This window comes from uncultured Methylovirgula sp., assembly GCF_947646745.1.
Classification (GTDB): Bacteria; Pseudomonadota; Alphaproteobacteria; order Rhizobiales; family Beijerinckiaceae; genus Methylovirgula.
Genome location: NZ_CANSHK010000002.1, coordinates 36,736 through 55,902, shown reverse-complemented (window position 1 = coordinate 55,902; position 19,167 = coordinate 36,736). Strand labels below are relative to the sequence as shown.

General features: G+C 61.7%; 17 protein-coding genes and 3 tRNA genes. 7 read left to right on the top strand and 13 right to left on the bottom strand.

Annotation, left to right across the window (positions count from 1 at the left end):
* Positions 1-5: 5 nt before the first annotated feature.
* The 4 genes from accC to Q0025_RS01030 all read right to left on the bottom strand — a co-directional run bounded on the left by accC (position 6) and on the right by Q0025_RS01030 (position 3,214).
* Complete coding sequence (accC, locus tag Q0025_RS01045) at positions 6-1,355, bottom strand: acetyl-CoA carboxylase biotin carboxylase subunit (RefSeq protein ID WP_297295135.1); 1,350 nt, start codon at positions 1,353-1,355, stop codon at positions 6-8.
* Between the two features lie 18 nt (positions 1,356-1,373).
* The gene (gene accB, locus Q0025_RS01040; RefSeq protein WP_297295134.1) at positions 1,374-1,865 is read right to left on the bottom strand and encodes an acetyl-CoA carboxylase biotin carboxyl carrier protein; all 492 of its coding nucleotides are present in this window, start codon (positions 1,863-1,865) and stop codon (positions 1,374-1,376) included.
* Between the two features lie 5 nt (positions 1,866-1,870).
* A complete protein-coding gene (gene aroQ / locus Q0025_RS01035) occupies positions 1,871-2,317 on the bottom strand; it encodes a type II 3-dehydroquinate dehydratase (protein ID WP_297295205.1) in 447 nt (148 codons plus the stop codon).
* A 120-nt stretch (positions 2,318-2,437) separates the two neighbouring features.
* Complete coding sequence (locus Q0025_RS01030) at positions 2,438-3,214, bottom strand: DsbA family protein (RefSeq protein WP_297295133.1); 777 nt, start codon at positions 3,212-3,214, stop codon at positions 2,438-2,440.
* Between the two features lie 285 nt (positions 3,215-3,499).
* Between Q0025_RS01030 and Q0025_RS01025 the strand changes: the two genes are divergently transcribed.
* Positions 3,500-6,916, top strand: a complete 3,417-nt coding sequence (locus Q0025_RS01025) for a glycosyltransferase (RefSeq protein WP_297295132.1) — start codon at positions 3,500-3,502, stop codon at positions 6,914-6,916.
* Between the two features lie 69 nt (positions 6,917-6,985).
* On the opposite strand, the gene Q0025_RS01020 is transcribed toward Q0025_RS01025, so the two are convergent.
* From Q0025_RS01020 to Q0025_RS01010, 3 genes are all read right to left on the bottom strand, one after another.
* The gene (locus Q0025_RS01020) at positions 6,986-7,276 is read right to left on the bottom strand and encodes a hypothetical protein (protein WP_297295131.1); all 291 of its coding nucleotides are present in this window, start codon (positions 7,274-7,276) and stop codon (positions 6,986-6,988) included.
* 224 nt (positions 7,277-7,500) lie between these two features.
* Positions 7,501-9,531, bottom strand: coding sequence for a DNA topoisomerase IV subunit B (gene parE, locus Q0025_RS01015; RefSeq protein WP_297295130.1), 2,031 nt, complete (start codon positions 9,529-9,531; stop codon positions 7,501-7,503).
* Between the two features lie 127 nt (positions 9,532-9,658).
* Complete coding sequence (locus tag Q0025_RS01010; RefSeq protein WP_297295129.1) at positions 9,659-10,561, bottom strand: aminoglycoside phosphotransferase family protein; 903 nt, start codon at positions 10,559-10,561, stop codon at positions 9,659-9,661.
* A 183-nt stretch (positions 10,562-10,744) separates the two neighbouring features.
* On the opposite strand from Q0025_RS01010, the gene Q0025_RS01005 reads away from it, so the two are divergent.
* A complete protein-coding gene (locus Q0025_RS01005) occupies positions 10,745-11,527 on the top strand; it encodes a class I SAM-dependent methyltransferase (RefSeq protein ID WP_297295128.1) in 783 nt (260 codons plus the stop codon).
* 73 nt (positions 11,528-11,600) lie between these two features.
* Here Q0025_RS01005 and glnA read toward each other — a convergent pair whose 3' ends face one another.
* The 5 genes from glnA to Q0025_RS00980 form a co-directional block, all read right to left on the bottom strand.
* Positions 11,601-13,013 carry a type I glutamate--ammonia ligase gene (gene glnA, locus Q0025_RS01000; RefSeq protein WP_297295127.1) on the bottom strand — a complete coding sequence of 471 codons (1,413 nt, stop codon included), beginning with the start codon at positions 13,011-13,013 and terminating at the stop codon, positions 11,601-11,603.
* Between the two features lie 51 nt (positions 13,014-13,064).
* Positions 13,065-13,403: a P-II family nitrogen regulator gene (locus Q0025_RS00995; RefSeq protein ID WP_297295126.1), complete on the bottom strand. Its 339-nt coding sequence runs from the start codon at positions 13,401-13,403 to the stop codon at positions 13,065-13,067.
* A gap of 201 nt (positions 13,404-13,604) precedes the next feature.
* Positions 13,605-13,991: a hypothetical protein gene (locus Q0025_RS00990; RefSeq protein WP_297295125.1), complete on the bottom strand. Its 387-nt coding sequence runs from the start codon at positions 13,989-13,991 to the stop codon at positions 13,605-13,607.
* A 485-nt stretch (positions 13,992-14,476) separates the two neighbouring features.
* On the bottom strand, positions 14,477-15,316 hold the full coding sequence (sseA, locus tag Q0025_RS00985; RefSeq protein ID WP_297295124.1) for a 3-mercaptopyruvate sulfurtransferase: 840 nt from the start codon (positions 15,314-15,316) through the stop codon (positions 14,477-14,479).
* 11 nt (positions 15,317-15,327) lie between these two features.
* Positions 15,328-16,359, bottom strand: coding sequence for a cysteine synthase A (locus tag Q0025_RS00980; RefSeq protein ID WP_297295123.1), 1,032 nt, complete (start codon positions 16,357-16,359; stop codon positions 15,328-15,330).
* Positions 16,360-16,467: 108 nt separating this feature from the next.
* Between Q0025_RS00980 and Q0025_RS00975 the strand changes: the two genes are divergently transcribed.
* Positions 16,468-17,259: an SDR family NAD(P)-dependent oxidoreductase gene (locus tag Q0025_RS00975; RefSeq protein WP_297295122.1), complete on the top strand. Its 792-nt coding sequence runs from the start codon at positions 16,468-16,470 to the stop codon at positions 17,257-17,259.
* A gap of 62 nt (positions 17,260-17,321) precedes the next feature.
* Here the strand turns inward: Q0025_RS00975 and Q0025_RS00970 are convergent.
* Positions 17,322-17,395 (bottom strand) — tRNA-Cys (locus tag Q0025_RS00970).
* Positions 17,396-17,549: 154 nt separating this feature from the next.
* Between Q0025_RS00970 and Q0025_RS00965 the strand changes: the two genes are divergently transcribed.
* The 4 genes from Q0025_RS00965 (at position 17,550) to Q0025_RS00950 (ending at position 19,138) form a co-directional block, all read left to right on the top strand.
* Positions 17,550-17,625: transfer RNA gene (locus tag Q0025_RS00965), tRNA-Asn, on the top strand.
* A 317-nt stretch (positions 17,626-17,942) separates the two neighbouring features.
* Positions 17,943-18,470 (top strand): cold-shock protein, encoded by a 528-nt coding sequence (locus tag Q0025_RS00960; RefSeq protein ID WP_297295204.1) that lies wholly within the window; start codon positions 17,943-17,945, stop codon positions 18,468-18,470.
* A gap of 47 nt (positions 18,471-18,517) precedes the next feature.
* Entirely contained in the window at positions 18,518-18,988 is a 471-nt protein-coding gene (locus tag Q0025_RS00955) for a DUF192 domain-containing protein (RefSeq protein ID WP_297295121.1), read from the top strand.
* 73 nt (positions 18,989-19,061) lie between these two features.
* Positions 19,062-19,138, top strand: a tRNA-Pro gene (locus tag Q0025_RS00950).
* Positions 19,139-19,167 lie beyond the last annotated feature (29 nt).

Here is a 19,167-nt window from a genome sequence, read left to right as displayed (position 1 = left end):
CGGCGCTAGCCGTCCATGCCGCCATTCTGGAGAAAATGCTCGAGCCAATGGATGTCGTAGGCGCCGTTCTGAATGTCGTTATTGCGAACCAAGGTCCGGAATAAGGGAATCGTCGTCTCGATCCCGTCGACGATGAATTCATCGAGCGCCCGGCGCAGCCGCAACAGCGCCTCGTCGCGGGTGCGCCCGTGGACGATGAGCTTGCCGATCAACGAGTCGTAATAAGGCGGAATCGAATAGCCGGCATAGGCGGCGCTGTCGACGCGCACGCCGAGGCCGCCCGGCGGATGGTAATAGGCGATCTTGCCGGGCGACGGGCGGAATGTCTTCGCGTCCTCGGCGTTGATCCGACATTCGATGGCATGGCCGGACATGGTGACGTCGCTCTGCAAAATGCTGAGCGGCGAACCGGCAGCGATCTTGATCTGCTCGTTCACCAGGTCAACCCCGGTCACCATTTCGGTCACCGGATGCTCGACCTGGATGCGCGTGTTCATTTCGATGAAATAGAATTTGCCGTCGTCGTAGAGGAATTCGATCGTGCCGGCGCTCTTATAGTTCATCTCGCGCATCGCGGCGGCGCAGATCTCGCCGATCTCGAGCCGCTGCGAGAGATTGAGCGCCGGGGAGGGGCTTTCCTCGAAAAGCTTCTGGTGCCGGCGCTGCAAGGAGCAATCCCGCTCGCCGAGATGGATCGCATGGCCCTGGCCATCGCCCAGCACTTGCACTTCGATGTGGCGCGGGTTGTCGAGAAATTTTTCGAGATAGACCGCGTCGTCGCCGAAGGCGGCCTTCGCTTCGGTGCGCGCGGTGGCGAGCGCGGCCGCGAGCTCCTTGGCGGACCGCGCGACCTTCATGCCGCGGCCGCCGCCGCCGGCAGACGCCTTGACGATGACGGGATAACCAATCTCCTTGGCGACATGTAACGCCTCGTCGGCATCGACGGCACCGTCCGATCCCGGCACGCAAGGAATGCCGAGCCGCTTGGCGGTGCGCTTCGCCTCGATCTTATCGCCCATCAGCCTGATGTGCTCGGCGTTCGGACCGATGAAATCGATCTGATGCTCGGCGAGTATTTCGGCGAAGCGCGCATTCTCGGCAAGAAAGCCATAACCCGGATGCACGGCCTCGGCGCCGGTGATCTCGCAAGCCGAGAGCAGGGCGGGGATATTCAGATAGGATTCGCGCGCCGGGGGTGGCCCAATGCAGACAGATTCGTCGGCGAGCTTGACGTGCATCGCTTCGGAATCGGCGGTCGAATGAACGGCGACGGTGGCGATGCCGAGTTCTTTCGCGGCACGCAGAATGCGCAGCGCGATTTCGCCGCGATTGGCAATCAGGATCTTGTCAAACATGCGCGCTCATAGGCCGCCTCACTCGACCACGACGAGCGGCTGGCCGAATTCAACGGGTTGACCATCCTCGACCAGAATCGAGGTCACTGTTCCGCCCTGCGGGGCGACGATCTCGTTGAAAGTCTTCATCGCCTCGATCAAAAGCAGTTTATCGCCGGCTTTGACTTGCGCGCCTATGGTGATGAAGGGCGGCGATTCAGGCGAGGGCCGCAGATAAGCCGTACCGACCATGGGTGATTTGACCGCGCCAGCAGCGACGATCGCATGCTGAAGCGCTTCGTTGGACGTGGCCGCAACCGCCTGCTGCTGAATCGGCAAGGCGGGCACCGCAACGGCCACCGGCGCCGCGGCCGCATTGGCGCTCTGGCGCTTGACCTTGATCTTCAATTCGCCTTGCGCGACCTCGATCTCGCTGAGGTCGAGACGGTTGGCGATTTCGCCGAGCGTTTCGACGAGATGTGGGTCGATGGGGGAGGGCTGGGCCGGTGTGCCCGGTTTCTTCTCGGTCATTAGGTTCAACTCTCGCCGGTCGCGGACGCAAACAAAAAGGCTTGCAGCGCAAGGTCATAAGAGCGGGAGCCAAATCCCGCTATCACGCCGCGCACCGCCGCCGATAGGCGCGAATGATGGCGGAAATGTTCGCGCGCATGAACGTTCGTCAGATGCACCTCGATGACATCGGCGTTTGAACCCTTGATGGCATCGAGAATGGCGATCGATGTATGGGTGTAAGCACCGGCATTGAGGATGACCGGCTCGCCGGCGCGGCCGGCCTGTTGAATCCAGGTGACGAGATCGCCCTCATGGTTCGACTGGCGGAAGGTCAGCGCCACGTTGAATTTGCCGGCGGCAGCCTTCAGCCGCGCCTCGATATCGGCCAGCGTCTCGTGTCCGTAGACCTCCGGCTCGCGGGTTCCGAGCAAATTGAGATTGGGTCCGTTAAGGACGTGAATAGCCTTGATCATTCGGGCTTGGGCTAGGGGACTCGCGTCTGGCTTCCTTAACCGGCTTCCTGCGGCAAAGAAAGCCCGAATGGCGCTCCGCCCGTGCTCATCCCGTGCAAACAGCGATCCGCGAACAGGTTAAGAACAGACGGTCTTGCCGCATTTGCGCAGATTGTTGACCTTGCCTTGCAGGTCATCATAGCCGACGGCGCCATCGACGACGGCATCGCCGACGATATAGGACGGCGTGCCCTGAATCTGCAGGACCCGGCCGAGCTTGAAGGATTCCTCGAGCCCCGCCTTGGCCTGCGGCGCCTGCGCGTCATGCGCGAGCTTCGGCATATCGGCGCCCATTTCCTCGGCGAGCGCAACCGCCTGTTCCTTGCCGACGAGCCCGTGCATGCCGAGAAGCCGCTGGTGATATTCCCAGAATTTCTCGCCCTTGAACTGATCGCGGACGCCGGCGGCGATTGTCGCCGCGTCGATCGAGGCATCCGACAGGATCGGGAAGTCGCGCAGCACCACCTTCAAATCGGGATTGGCCTTCATCAGCCGGGCAAGGTCGGGCAGCATCTTTTTGCAATAGCCGCAATTGTAGTCGAAGAATTCGACCAGCGTGATCTTGCCGTTCGGATTGCCGACGATGGCTTCGTTCGGCGAGCTATAAAGCGGCCCCCTCAGATCATCGAGGCTTTTGGCCCGCGCCGCGGCGTCGGCGACCTTCTCGCGGTCGGTCAATTCCTGGATCGCCTGCTGGACGATTTCAGGATGCTTCAAGATATAGGCTTTGACGATCGATTCGATTTCGCTCGTCTGCGCGTCCGAAATGTCGCCGGCGACAGCGGGGGCGCTGAGACAGGCGGCGGCCGCCACGGCAATCGCCAGGCGTCTTCCCCAGGCGCGAACTCCGGCCATCTTCATTACTCCTTGTTGAATTCGTCTCGAAAATTCCGTCTTCCCGGCGATTCGGGCCCGAAGACGGTCGGAGACATGTCGGCGCGGTTATCGCGCAAGCCGGCAGGGCTTTCAATTGTGACTTTGGCAAAGCAGGAAGCGCATGCCAAGCCGGAAATTGTGCCCTTGCGATCACACTTGCGCGCAGGCCGCAGGTCTTTTTCGTGGCCCGCACTGGCGTTCAGCCTGCGTTCATTGAAATTCACCCACGCCTAGAGTGGCGAAATTGGTTCTGAAATAGCGGCAATGCGGTCCAAACCTGTCTTCTTCGATCCCACCGGCAAGCGTGCGGCGCGGCTTTCCTGGACTGTGCGGATTGCCGCCACGGCGGTCGCCGTGGTCATCATTGCCTTTGTGGCTCTGCTGCTCGGCAATAATGCGCCCCTGAGCACCAATTTGGAGGGCTCGGCTGAAACCTTGTTCCGGCCGCCGGTGCCGGCCACCGTCACCAAGCATTCGCTGCAGAAATCGACCCGCCGCGTCGCCTCCGAATTGCGCGGCAAGGAGCGCGATCTCTCGCGGATGGCTTATCTCAAAGCCCAAGCTCAAGCTCACCCGACCGAGGCCTCGGGGCCCATGCCGGGCCGCAGCCTGTCGATCGGCTTCTACGCCAATTGGGACCAGACCAGCTTCTCGGCCCTGAAGAAGGATTTGCCGCATCTCGATTGGGTTATCCCGACCTGGCTCAGCGTGCAGGGCGATCAGATCGGCATCCGCAACGATCTCGACCATCGGGCTCTGCAGGCCATCCGCGACCAGGACCCGACGAAGCCGATCTTCCCGCTGCTGCAGAATTCCGTCGAAGGCAAATGGGACGGCGCCGGCGTCGCCAAATGGCTGGCCGACCCGGCCAAGCGCGCCGAGCGGCTCAAGGAGATCGTCGATTTCCTCGATTTCAACCAGTGCCAGGGGCTGACCGTCGACTTCGAAGAAGTGCCCGACAGCGCCCAGGCCGATCTGAAAGCCTTCCTCAAGGAAATGGCCGCTGCCTTCCAGCCGCATGGCTGGAAAATCCTGCTCGCCGTGCCCTTCGACGACGATTCCTGGGATTACGTCGCCTATTCCAAGCTCGTCGATTACATGATCCTCATGGCCTACGACGAGCACTGGGAGACGAGCGCGCCGGGGCCGGTTGCGAGCCAGGGCTGGTTCGAGCGTCTGCTCGACGCGCGGATGAAGGATCTCGATCCCGATCACACGATCATCGCGCTCGGCAATTACGGCTATGACTGGACGAAACCCGGCAAGCCGGCCGAAGACCTGACTTTCCAGGACGTTGCGCGGATCGCCCGCATGCAGGCGAGCGACATCGATTTCGATGCCGACGCCGAAAATCCGCATTTCACTTATAAGGACGCGAGCGGCCAGGCGCACAATGCCTGGTTCCTCGATGGCGTCTCGGCTTTCAACGAAGTCCATGCCGCCGACATCTACCGGCCGGCCGGTTATGCGGTGTGGCGCCTCGGCGCCGAGGATCCCTCGATCTGGTCGGTCGTCGGACGCCCCTACGATTCAGCCGCCCCCGACGGCCTCAAGACCATTCCCGCCACGCAGGAAGTCTATTTCGAGAACCAGGGCGAAATCCTGCATGTCGCCGCCCAGCCCTCGACCGGCCAGCGCGTCTTCGAACTCGATCCGCAGACCGGCGACGTCGTCGACGAGAATTACGAAGTCCTGCCGACGTCGTTCATCATCCAGCGATTCGGTGCACAGCAAAAAAAACTGGTTCTCACCTTCGACGACGGACCGGACCCGACGTGGACACCGCAAATCCTCGACATTCTGAAGCAAAAGCACGTCCACGCCACGTTCTTCATCATCGGTGAGAACGCCGGTGCCTATCCGGACATCGTGCAGCGCGAATATGAAGAAGGCCACGACGTCGGCAATCACACATTCACGCATCCCAACGTCGTCGAACTGCCGCAAGGCATGGCGAAGCTCGAAATCAATGCGACGCGCCGCCTGTTCGAGGCGATCACCGGCCATTCGATGCGCCTCATCCGGCCGCCGTTCATGGGCGATTCCGATCCCACGACCATGGACGAGCTCGAGCCCGTCGCACTGGCGCAGAGCATGGGCTTCGTCACGGTGGGTTTGCGCATCGACCCGGACGATTGGCTGCGCCCGTCGGCACAGACGATCATCGATCGCATCCTGAAACAAGTCTCCGATCCCGATCCCGACAACACCGGCAACGTCATTCTGCTGCATGACGCCGGCGGCGACCGCGCCGAGACCGTCAAGGCGCTGCCGCAATTGATCGATGCACTGCGGGCGCGCGGCTATGAATTCGAAACGGCCTCGCAACTCGCCGGCCTGACTCGCGAGCAGGCCATGCCGACGCTCCCGCCCGGCATGTTCGAGCCATTCATCAACCGCTCCGTGTTCTATACGCTCGGCTGGTCGCAGCATCTGCTGCAGGCCATGTTCATCGGCGCGATTTGGCTCGGCTTTGCGCGCCTCTTATTCCTTGCCGGTCTCGGCCTCGTGCATCGTATCCGCGAGGCGCGGGAGAAAAAGCCCGTCATGTCCGGCGTCCTGCCGGAGGTCAGCGTCATCATTCCGGCGCATAACGAGGCGGCCGTCATCGTTCAATCGGTCGAGCGCATCCTCGGCAGCAATTATCCCGATCTCGAAGTCATCGTCGTCGATGACGGCTCGACCGATGCGACCTCCGATGTCGTCGAGCGCGCTTTCGGCGCCAATCCGGCCGTCAAGCTGATCACCATCCCCAACGGCGGCAAGGCCAATGCCATCAACCAAGGTCTGGCGCAGGTCAGGGGCAGCATTGTCGTGGCGCTCGACGCCGACACTTTGTTCGAGAAAGACACGATCGCCAATCTGACGCGCTGGTTTGTCGATCCGACGGTCGGCGCCGTCGCAGGCAACGCCAAGGTCGGAAATCGCATCAATACGATCACCAAATGGCAGGCGCTCGAATATATCAGCGCGCAGAACCTCGAGCGCCGCGCGCTCGTCACGCTTGGCTGCATCACCGTCGTCCCGGGCGCCGTCGGCGCCTGGCGGCGCGAAGCCCTCGAAAAGCTCGGCCGCTTCCCAACCAATACGCTGGCCGAAGATCAGGACCTGACGATCGCAGTGCAAAAGGCCGGCTACCGCGTCGTCTTCGACAGCGAGGCCGTCGCCTGGACCGAGGCGCCCGACACGTTCGAAGGCCTGATCCGCCAGCGTTTCCGCTGGGCTTATGGCACGCTGCAATGCCTATGGAAGCATCGCGACGTGACCTTTCGGCCGCGTTTCGGCACGCTGGGTCTCATTGCCATGCCGCAGGTCTGGCTGTTCCAGGTCGTGCTGACGGTGATGGCGCCGCTCGTCGATTTCATGCTGCTCTGGCAGATCCTGCACACCGGGCTCGACTATTTGCAGCACCGCAATCAGTTCAATCCGGACAATTTGCTCATCACGCTCGTCTATTTCGGCGTGTTCATGCTGACCGACTTTCTGGCCGTAGCGATCGCCTTCATCATCGAGCGCAACGAGAATTGGCGGCTGATGCTCTGGCTCGGATTGCAGCGCGTCGGCTACCGGCAGATTCTCTATTATGTCGTGGTGAAATCGGTCATCACTGCGCTGCTCGGGCCGCTCGTCGGCTGGGGCAAGCTCGACCGCAAGGCGACTGTCTCGGTGCCGGCGGAATAGGGCGTTCGCGCGCTGCGACGACCGCGCGTGAGCCCGTTAATGATCGAGCAGAACCGAACGGCGCATCGTCTATTTCTGCTGGTCGGAGCAGGGGTTGAGCGCCGGCGGATTGCGCAGCGCCCCAACGCTGCCCGTCGCCGTATAGTCGATGTCGCCGCGCAAAGGCTCGTCCTTGCCGAAAAGGCTGACGATTTCGTTATGGCCGGCATGCAGGATCTGCGCGATCTCGCCATCTTTGCGGGCGGCGTAATGCAGGAAATCGGCGGCGGCGACGAATAGCACCGCTATCACCGACAAGGCCAAAGCCATGCCTTCGAAACTACTCGCGCGCTCGTCGCGCAGGAACCCCCGCAACCTCATGGCCTCATAACCTCGTGTCCGCCGCACTTCGAAGATGCGGCGGCAGAGTTAAGGGAAAGTTGACGAATTGCGGAAAAAGCGTGGTTTGCGCTTAACGGCGCGGCAATCTTGACCGCATCGGATTTAGCCGAAAACCGCTACGCACTTTTCGGTCCGATGCCTGTCCATTCTAAGACCGCATCGGACTTATCCGAAAACCGCTACGCACTTTTCGGTCCGATGCTCTAGACCACCACGAGATCGCTGGCGAAGGCGGCGCGCTCTTGGATGAAGGCGAAGCGCGCCTCCGGCTTGTTGCCCATCAGCCGCTCGACGGAATCGGCCGTGTCCTCCTGATCGTCGGGCACGACGGTGACGCGCAGCAGCGTCCGGCTCTTGGGGTCCATCGTCGTTTCCTTCAATTGCGCCGCCGGCATTTCGCCGAGGCCTTTGAAGCGGCTGATTTCCACCTTGGCTTTGCCGGTCAGCACGGTCTTCATGAGTTCGTCACGATGCGCATCGTCGCGGGCATAGACATGGGTCGAGCCCTGCGTCAGCCGGTAGAGCGGCGGCACGCTCAAGAACAAATGGCCGTGCTCGATGAGCCTTGGCATTTGCCGGTAGAAAAAGGTGATGAGCAGCGAGGCGATATGGGCGCCGTCGACGTCCGCGTCGGTCATGACGATGATCTTCTCGTAGCGAAGATCATCGTCCTTGTAATGCGCGCCGGTCCCGCAGCCGAGCGCCTGGATGAGATCGGCCAATTGTTGGTTGGCGGTCAGCTTGTCCTTGGTCGCATTGGCGACGTTCAAGATCTTGCCGCGCAAAGGCAGCACGGCCTGATTGATGCGATCCCGCGCCTGCTTTGCGGAGCCGCCGGCCGAATCGCCTTCGACGATAAAAAGTTCAGAGCCTTGCGCGGCGTTGTTCGAGCAATCCGCGAGCTTTCCCGGCAGCCGCAGCTTGCGGCCAGCGCTTTTGCGGGCAACGTCCTTCTCGGCGCGGCGGCGCAGCCGCTCTTCCGCCCGCTCGATGGTGAAATCGAGCAGCTTCGTCGCCACCGACGGCGAGGCGGCAAGCCAATGATCGAAGGCGTCGCGCATGGTCGTCTCGACGATGCGGGTCGCTTCCGCGGTCATCAGCCGGCCCTTGTTCTGGCCCTGGAATTCCGGCTCGCGCAGAAACACCGAGATCAGCGCCGCGCAGGACGCCATCACGTCATCGCCGGTCAGGACCGCGGCGCGCTTGGCCTGGCCGATGCGCTCGGCATGGTCCTTCAGGCCGCGCAGCAGGGCGGAGCGCAGGCCCGTCTCATGCGTGCCGCCGTCGGGGGTCGGGATGGTGTTGCAATAGGAATGGACGAAACCGTCATCCTCGGCGAGCCAGGTGACCGCCCATTCGAGCGAGCCGTGTCCGCCGGGCTTTTCGACCTTGCCGGTGAAGCTCTGGTCGGCGACGGTCTCCTTATCTTTGATGTCCTGGGCAAGGTAGTCCTTCAGGCCGCCGGGAAAATGGAATACCGCCTCGGCCGGAATTTCGCTGGCGGCATCGAGCAATTGCGGCGCGCAATGCCAGCGGATTTCGACGCCGCCAAAAAGATAGGCCTTGGCGCGGGCCATGCGGAAAAGCCGCACCGGCTTGAACTTGGAGCCTTTGCCGAAAATCTGCTCGTCATGCTTGAAGCGCACTTTGGTGCCGCGCCGGTTGGCAACCTTGCCGACCTGTTCAAGCTTGCCCTTGGGATGGCCGCGCTCGAAAATCTGCCGATAGAGGATCTGGCCGCGTGCGACCTCGACCTCCAGCCGCTCGGACAGGGCATTGACCACCGAGACGCCGACGCCATGCAGGCCGCCCGAGGTCTGATAGGCGCCGGAGTCGAATTTGCCGCCCGCATGCAGCGTCGTCATGATGACTTCGAGCGCCGATTTCTTCGGGAATTTCGGATGCGGATCGATCGGAATGCCGCGGCCATTGTCCGACACGCTGAGAAAACCGTCGGCCTCGACCGTCACGTCGATGAAGGTCGCATGGCCGGCGACGGCTTCGTCCATCGCATTATCCAGCACTTCGGAGAAGAGGTGATGGAGCGCCGCTTCATCGGTGCCGCCGATATACATGCCGGGGCGCCGGCGCACCGGCTCGAGCCCCTCCAGAACTTCGATCGAGGCGGCGGTATAGCCGGCTTCGCTGGGCGTGCCGGTGCTGTTGCGGTTCGCTGCCGCCTTCGGGGTCTGCTTGCGCGGCGCGCCGCCGAACAAATCGCCATTATGGGCCATGAAGACGCTCGGTGCCTTCTCTCGTGAACACATGATTCGCCCGCAAGTTTACCGCAAAGCGGGCCAGGGCGGGGCTTTCGCAATGAGCTGAAGGCCAAGTTTGGGGCATTCTCAAGGAGTGCCGCGGCTAATCCTTGCGAGATTTTTCGCCTGGAAAATCAGGCTGTTGTTGCGCCCACACCTTGAAGTTGCGACGCATTTGCTTGGCCCTGCCGGGATTGCCGGCAAAATCCGCCAGTTCCGAGAGATGGTGATAACCGGTCAGAATGTCGATACGGCGCCGGTCGAGCTCACGCTCGGTCAGCCCTTCATAGGCCGACACGATCCGCGCCGTGAGGTCCGGCGAAATGGCGTTCGAATAGGTGAAATCCTCGTGCCGGGGGCCGAAGCCCGAATCGGCGAAATCGTAGATCCCGACCAGGCGCTGCTTCTTCCGGTTGAAAGCCATGTTCCAGCCATGGCCGTCGAAGAAGCCGAAGACAGTGCCGCCAGGATCGGGCGACAGCGCCTTGTGCGCCTCGACAATGTGGCGGGCATAGCGGCGCAGCTTGCGCGACAGGAGCGGCAGCGCCTTCTTGCGGATCGCAGCAGCCGTATGCCAGCCGGAGACGGGCTGCGCGCCGGCGGCCTTCATCCTGGCAGGGTCGAGGCCATGCAGCTCGGCATAGAAGCGCGCCAAGTCTTCGCCCAGCTTTTGGCGCGCCTCTTCCGGCAAGGCGTCGTAATCTTCCGTCTCGATCTGGCGGCCCTTCAACTTCAAATGACTTGAGAAGAGCGGCGGGCCTTCATGCAGGCGCAGGTCCGGCACCGCGAGCGAAATGGCTGCGCGCACTGCGCCAAGGATCGCGGATTCGCGCCGGAGCGCGGCGCCGGCGACCTTGTTGCGGGGAAATTTGAAGATCAGCTTGCCGTCGACATCGACGGCAATTGAATCCCAGCCGTCGCCGATCAGCGTGAATTCGGCCGACGCCAGGGCAGGGAAATCGCGCACGATCGCGGCGCGGAATTTCTTCAGCTTTGTTTTCGCCATGGCAGGAGCGCCGGTTGGGCCGAAATCCGACCATGCACTGAGATTTCCATTAAATCGGTAAATCGCACCGATGCGCGCCAAGTCTTAACCTTACTTGGCCGTTGATTCAAAATCTTGGGAATATTCCGATATTTAGACGTTGAGAGAACACGCCGATCGCGTCCGCGATCGAAGGAGCCGTTCATGCAAGATCACGCGCCTGCACAAACGAAGGGCACGCCGCGCGATATCGCGCAGGTTGTCGCGGATCTCGGTTATCCGACCGACTGGAATTGGGCTTGGGAGAATTACAAGCCGACAATCATCGAGATCGCTCGCGAATATGGCCTGAACCGTCACCTCGAAATCGGCGGTGGCCGCGACCCGCTTTTCATGCCGGACGAAATCAATGAGCTTGGTTTCGAGGTGACGCTGAATGACATTTCCGCGCACGAACTCGCGCTTGCACCCTCGAATTATCGCAAGGTCGTCTGCGACATCGCCGCAGACGATACGCCGGCGACCCTGGGGGAAGGGCGCTACGACCTTGCCTATTGCCGTATGGTGATGGAGCACGTGCCCGACGTCGCGAAAATGTGGCGCAATATCCACGCGGCGCTCACGCCGGGCGGTATGGCGCTCAGCTTTTTTCCGACTCTCTACGCGCCGCCCTTCGTGCTCAACCGCATCATCCCGGAAAACCTGTCTCGGTCTTTGCTCGAATTGGTCTTCCCGGATCGCAAGCCGGACGGCGACAATCCAAAATTTCCGGCCCACTATCATTATTGCTTCAGCGAGGAAGATAAGATCGTTCCCATGCTGCAAAGCGCGGGCTTCTCTGACGTCACGGTTTTGCCGTTCTGGGGCTACAGCTATTTCGTGAAATTCCCGATCCTGAAGCAGATCGACGCGGCTTTCACCCGGTTTGCGCAAGAGCGTGATTGGCGCGCCGTTTCAAGTTTCGCTTATGTGATTGTGCGGAAATAATCGCGCTTGTTACGCTGAACCAACAAAAAAGGCGCTTCTTTCGAAGCGCCTTTTGTTTTCTCTGCGGGTCTTATTACAGCGAATAATACATTTCGAATTCGACCGGGTGCGGGGTCATTTCGAAGCGCTGCACTTCGGTCATCTTCAGCTCGATGTAAGAATCGATGAAATCGTCGTCGAAGACGCCGCCGGCCTTCAGGAAGGCGCGGTCCTTGTCGAGGTTCGCGAGCGCCTCGCGCAGGCTGCCGCAGACCGTCGGGATCTTCTTCAATTCCTTCGGCGGCAGGTCGTAGAGGTCCTTGTCCATCGCCGCGCCCGGATCGATCTTGTTGGCAATGCCGTCGAGGCCCGCCATCAGCAGCGCCGCGAAGGCGAGATAGGGGTTCGCCGTCGGATCGGGGAAACGCACCTCGACGCGCTTCGCCTTCGGGTTCGACGTATAGGGGATGCGGCACGAGGCCGAGCGGTTGCGCGCCGAATAGGCGAGCAGGACCGGCGCTTCGAAGCCCGGCACCAGCCGCTTGTAGGAATTCGTCGACGGATTGGTGAAGGCGTTCAAGCTGCGCGCATGGCGGATGATGCCGCCGATGTAATAGAGGCAATCGTCCGACAGGTCGGAATATTTGTTGCCGGCAAAGAGCGGCTTGCCGCCCCTCCAGATCGACTGATGCACGTGCATGCCCGAGCCGTTGTCGCCGTAGACCGGCTTCGGCATGAAGGTCGCCGTCTTGCCATAGCTCTGCGCGACCTGATGGATACAGTACTTATAGATCTGCAGATGGTCGGCCATCGTCGTCAGCGGGCCGAACTTGAGGCCAAGCTCGTGCTGAGCTGACGCCACCTCATGGTGGTGCTTCTCGACCTTGGCGCCCATCGCCGCCATGGCGGCGAGCATTTCGCTGCGCATGTCCTGCGCCGAATCCTGCGGCGGCACGGGGAAATAGCCGCCCTTGGTGCGCACCCGGTGGCCGAGGTTGCCCCCCTCATAGGTCGTGTCCGAGTTCGACGGAAATTCGATCGAATCGAGTTCGAAGCCGGTGTTGTAGGGCTCGGCCGAGAAGCGCACGTCGTCGAAGACGAAGAATTCGGCCTCGGGGCCAAAATAGACCGTATCGCCGACGCCGCTCGCGGCGAGATAGGCCTCGGCCTTCTTGGCAATGCCGCGCGGATCGCGGTTATAGGGCTCGCCCGTCGTCGGCTCCAACACGTCGCAGACGATCGACAAGGTCGGCGCCGCGAAGAAGGGATCGATCGTCGCCGTCTTCGGATCGGGCTTCAGGTTCATGTCCGACTCGTTGATCGCCTTCCATCCGGCAATCGACGATCCGTCGAACATCTGCCCCTCGGTGAAGGTCTCCGCATCGATCAACGACACGTCGAAGGTCACATGTTGCCACTTGCCGCGCGGATCGGTGAACCGGAAATCCACATATTTGATGTCTCTGTCCTTGATCAGTTTCAGCACGTCATTGGCAGTCGTCGTCATATCACGCCCTCATAGATGCTCAGATAAACAGAATGTCCCCAGACGATGCGATCAAATCGCATCAAGCCCCTTTTCGCCCGTGCGAATCCGAACCGCGCTTTCGATGTTGGAGACGAAAATCTTGCCGTCGCCGATGCGGCCGGTGAGCGCCGCCTTGCGGATCGCTTCGACCGCCTGATCGACGATCGGGTCGGGCAGCACCACTTCGATTTTCACCTTCGGCAGGAAATCGACGAAATATTCGGCGCCGCGGTAAAGCTCGGTATGGCCCTTCTGGCGGCCGAACCCCTTGGCTTCCGTCACGGTGATGCCGGAGACGCCAGCCTCGTGCAGGGCCTCCTTCACATCATCAAGTTTGAACGGTTTGATGATCGCTTCGATCTTCTTCATTGAGGTCTTTGTGCCTGCAAATGGCCTAAACTCACGCGTTTTAGGCGTACCGCCGGCCTCATTAGCACCCCCGGCGCGGAGCCGCCATGCAAAAAAACGACCGGAATCGGGCAGGGCGTCGGCCCGGCCGCCGGCACGGCACAATAAAAAACCGGCAGGGGCGAGGCCACTGCCGGTTCATGGAACGACGCGACGCGTCGGTCAGTCGATATGTTCCAGAATATCCGCACGGACAGCCGCTGCCGCCGGGATCGGCTTTGCGATGGCGGTCAATGTCGCGCCGACGCCCGAGCCGAGCAATTGCAGCGAGATTTCCTTACCGTTCGCGAAACGTATGCCATCGCGATAGGCGCCGTGCTCGAGGCGCGCGAAGACAACGTCTTCCTCAGCCTTGACGCCAAGACGGGTCTGCAGATCGCCCGATATATTCTCGAGCCGCAGATGCGTGTCGTATTGAACGCAGACCGCCGTCGTGCAATCGCCCGGCGCAGAAAGCCCGACGCTGCCTGACGGGAAACGCGTCGTGACATATCTCTCGCCTTCGCGGGCGGGCCGAGAGGCATACATTTCAAGCGAATAATCACACATGGCTGTCACTCCTGAGCTCTCGAAGGTTGATCTTTCCAAGCGAAGCCGGCCGCATTGACGGCGAGAAATTCGTTGGATTGTGCGATCACGACTCCCCACGCGGGGAGGATAGGGGACGGGAAAACCCGGTCTGGCTCCTCAGGAGATCACGCGGCCTTGCACCGCTTGAAGGACCCAAACCACGCCCGACGACCGTCGAACGCTCCCACCGGCAAACACCCAAAACCATCAATGGTTTCAAATGAATCGCCGCAGCTCTTCTATCGTAGCGCGGCTGCGAAACACGTCAAGCGCTTTGCCACTCACTTCACGAATTTGCGCGCTGTCGGCTGTCGAAAACCAGCGGCGCTGCAAAGCGTTCCCTGCGCAAGTCGCCCGGCTATGAAATCTCCTAGGCGAGGCATGCAAAGCTCGCGGCCAAGCCTAGCTCAAAGCCGCCCTTCCATGCCGATTTTCCATGCCGATTTTCCATGCCGATTTCGAGGTCAGCTCTTTTCGATCGGCGTATCCGAGCGTGCGCCCCATTCGCTCCACGAGCCGTCATAAAGGCGCACATCATCCTGGCCGAGCGTCGCCAATCCGAGCAGCAGGATGGCGGCCGTGACGCCGGACCCGCAGGTTGTCAGCACCGGCTTCGAAATATCGACTCCGGCTTGCCCGAAAGCGGCCGCGATCTCTTGCGGCGGCTTGATCTCTCCGTCTTTGACAAGGTCGCGCGACGGCAGGTTGAAGCTGCCGGGAATATGGCCCGAGCGAACGCCAGGGCGCGGCTCCTCCGCTTCACCCCGAAAGCGCGCCGCCGGCCGCGCATCGACGATCTGACGCGAGCCGTCCCGCATGATCGCACGCACGTCGTCGAGCGAGGCGACGCCCGCTTCGTCGAAGTGAGCGGTGAAGGTCTGCGGCGGGCGCCTGACCTGACCCTGTTCGAGCGGACGGCCTTCGGCCTTCCAGCGCGCGAAGCCGCCAGCAAGAAGCTTCACATCCTTGGCGCCGTAAAGCCGCAGCGTCCACCAGACCCGCGCGCCGCCCTGGAAATTGCTCGTGTCGTAGACGACGATCCGCGATGTATCGCTGATGCCGAGCGCGCCGACGGCCTTGGCGAATGCCTCGGGCGTCGGCAGCATATGCGGCAGATTGGTGCTGTGATCGGCGATCTCGTCAATGTCGAAAAAGACCGCGCCGGGAATGTGGCTTGCGCGATATTCCTCGTACGCATTGCGGCCTTCGCTCGGCAGCAGGAAGGTGCCATCGATGATGACGAGATCCGGCTCGCCGAGATGGGCCGCGAGCCATTCGGTCGAAACAAACAAAGAGCCGCTCATCGGCGATGTCCTCACACGTAAGGGGGTTTGATGGAGACCGGACGCTCGAGCCAGGGCGGCACGGGAAGATGTTTCGAGCGCAGGAAATCCGGATTGTAGAGCTTCGAAAGATAGCGCGCCCCGGAATCCGCCAGGATGGTGACGATCGTATGACCCGGGCCAAGCTCTTTGGCGAGGCGTAACGCGCCGATGACATTGATCCCGGACGAGCCGCCGAGCAGCAGACCTTCGTGCGCGGCAAGATCGAAGAGAACGGGCAGGGCCTCTTCGTCGGTGATCTGATAGGCGATATCGACCGGCGCGTCCGCAAGATTGGCGGTGATCCGGCCTTGGCCGATGCCTTCGGTGATCGAAGTGCCTTCCGATTTCAGAACGCCGTTGGTGTAATATTCATAAAGTGCGGCGCCGAGCGGATCGGCCAGCGCGATCTTGATTTTCGGGTTCTTTGCCTTGAGCGCCAGGGCAACGCCCGCGAGCGTGCCGCCGGTGCCGACCGAGCAGACGAAGCCGTCGATCTTGCCGTCCGTGTCGGCCCAGATTTCCGGCCCTGTCGTTTCGATATGGCCCTGCCGGTTGGCGACATTGTCGAATTGATTGGCCCAGATTGCGCCCTGGATGTGCTCATGCGCAAGCTTCTCGGCGAGCCGGCCGGAGAGCTTCACGTAATTGTTGGGATCGGAATAGGGAACGGCCGGAACTTCGATCAATTCGGCGCCTTGAAGGCGCAGCATGTCCTTCTTTTCTTGGCTCTGCGTCTCCGGGATGACGATCACCGTGCGATAGCCCAGCGCATTGGCGACGAGCGCGAGGCCGATGCCGGTATTGCCCGCCGTTCCCTCGACGATGACGCCGCCCGGCTTCAACGTGCCGCGCGCCTCGGCATCGCGGACGATGGCGAGCGCGGCGCGGTCCTTGATCGAGCCGCCCGGATTGACAAATTCGGCTTTGCCGTAAATCTCGCAGCCGGTCGCCTTCGAGGCATGCTGCAATTTGATGAGCGGCGTGTGCCCGATGGCGTCGACAACGTTTTCCCGGACCGGCATATTGGCATTCCTGACCAAAATCATGGGCTATATAAAAGCTCGCAGCGCGACCTGTCGAGCCGCGCCGGTGAGGCGCTTTGCCGTCATGGATCGGGGTGGTGCGGGCGCATGAGCAAGAAAAGCTACCGGGCCAAGCCGAGCGACGGCATCGCTTTCGTCAGCGGCGCCAGTTCCGGCATCGGCCGTGCCGTCGTCATCGAGTTGGCCGAGCGCGGCTATAGCGTCGCGGCCATGGCGCGCCGCGCCGATGACTTGAGGGAGCTCGCCGCAACCCGCCCGGCGCAGATCTTCGCCTATCCCGGCGACGTGCGGGACACGGCCGGCAATCGAACGCTGATCGCGCAGATTGAGAAGGATCAGGGACCGATTGCGCTGGCTTTTCTCAACGCCGGCCTGTCGCTTCATGTCGAGCGCGAAGGCTTCGACGCCGCCTTGGTCGCGCAAACTTACGCGGTCAACGTTCAAGGCACTGCCAACTGCCTCGACCCGCTGCTGGCGGCGATGGCGCAGCGCCACCGCGGCCAGATCGCCATAAACGCCTCGCTTGCCGGCTATAACGGCCTGCCGTCTTCGGCGATTTACGGCTCCTCCAAGGCGGCGCTCATCTATATGGCCGAAGCGCTGTCGCAGATGTATCGCGAGGCCGGAGTCACGCTCCAGGTCATCAATCACGGCTTCGTCCGCACGGCGATGACCGACCAGGAAAAGGATTTCGCCCAGCCTTATAAAATCGAGCCGGAGGCGGCGGCGAAAATCATCTGCGACGGATTCGAACGCGGCGGATTCGAGATCGCCTTTCCCTGGCAATTGACGGCGCTGTCGAAATTTATCCGCGCGCTGCCCTATGCCGCCAAGTTCAAACTCATGGATTATGCGGTGAACCGCGCCAAAAAGCCTTAGGCAAGCAGCGCTCTGAGCAGCCCTAGCGCGCGCAGGGCACGCGGTCCGGCCGGGTGCCCGAATGGAGGCCTCGCCCGGAATCGAACCGGGATAGAAGGATTTGCAGTCCTCTGCGTAACCACTCCGCCACGAGGCCGTCGCGGCAGGGGCGGCCCCGCCAGCGGTCGCCGCTATAGCAAGGCGCACCGCCGACGGCAACTCGCGCGGCACAAAAGCCGCCGGGAAGGTTCATTCCGGCTTATTTCCAGCTTTGCAAAGCGGCCCACAGCTTGCTATATGCGCGCTTCCGTTCCCTGATAGCTCAGCTGGTAGAGCAATCGACTGTTAATCGATCGGTCGCAGGTTCGAGTCCTGCTCAGGGAGCCAGTTTTTCACTCCCGCCTCCGCCAATTTTTGCGCAGCCAAGCGGCCGGCGCGGAAAATTGTTGCGAAATCATCCCGCTCTCGATCTCGCGTGCGCCAGCGCACGCCATTGTTGGAGTCATCCACAGCTTCGCCGAATTTCCCGCTTTTGCCGCAACCGCCGAATGCTATCCTCATTATCGAGATGAGATTGATTCGATGTGATTGCGCATCGTGGCTAAGCCGCGAGCGGGGCGTGGGGAGCTGGTCCGTTGAGCAGCAGCGATTTTCAATCGGCGCATGCGGGCGTAAGCACTGAGCTTGAACAGAGCGCCGAAGAGATTGGCGCTTCAAGTCTGGGCCTGGTCGAGATCGCCGGGCGCATCAAATGGTTCGACGTCGCCAAAGGCTACGGTTTTATCGTACCCGACAATGGCCTGCCGGACGTTCTTCTGCATGTAACGACGCTGCGGCGCGACGGTTTCCAGACCGCCCACGAGGGCACCCGTATCGTCTGCGAGGCGGCGGCCCGCAGCAAGGGCTTGCAAGTCTTGCGTGTCGTATCGATGGACGAATCGACCGCCATCCATCCGGCGCAATTGCAATCGCGCACGCATGTCCAGGTCACGCCGACCAGCGGCTATGAGATCTGCGTCGTCAAATGGTTCAACCGTGTGCGTGGCTTCGGCTTCGTTTCGCGCGGCGACGGCACCGAGGACATTTTCGTCCACATGGAAACCTTGCGCCGCTATGGCATTGCCGAGCTGAAACCCGGCGACAGCCTGCTGGTGCGTTTCGGCGACGGCCCGAAAGGCCTGATGGCGGCCGAGGTACGGCCGCTCGAAGCGGCCTTGCCTTCCTCGCACTGATCCGGCATGAGAAGCGCGGCCGCGGGGCTGCGCAACCGGATCATGCTATGGCGCCTTCTCATTTCGTTCGTCACTGGCGCGTTTTCGGCGCGTTTCTCGCCCTGCTTGCCGTCGCGCCGCTTGCCGGACTTGCGCAATCCGATCGCAACGTCCTGGCGATTGAGACGTCGAGCGGCAGCCATCCGTTCAATGTCGATGTGATGCGCTCTCAGCCCGATCTCGAAAAGGGCCTGATGTTCCGCAAATCGATCCCGGCCGATTACGGCATGCTGTTCGATTTCCAGCGCGAGCAAAACATCATGATGTGGATGAAGAACACCTTCATTCCGCTCGACATGATCTTCATGGACAAGACCGGCAAGGTCGTCGGCATTATCGCCAATGCCGAGCCCATGTCGGAGAAGATTTTGAGCGTCGGCGTGCCGACCGACGCGGTGCTCGAAGTCCGTGGCGGGACAGCCGCCCGGATCGGCCTCAAGGTGGGCGACCGGGTCCGCGACGCCATCTTCACCCCATGAGGGCGGCGCCTTGTCCGGTCTTCGGGGGCATGCTAGCTGGGACGCCGAACGGGCAGGGCGGCTTATCGCTCTTCGGGGTATAGCGCAGCCTGGTAGCGCGGAAGTTTTGGGTACTTCAGGTCGCAGGTTCGAATCCTGCTGCCCCGACCAACTTGTCGATTGTCGAAGATCGGATTTCA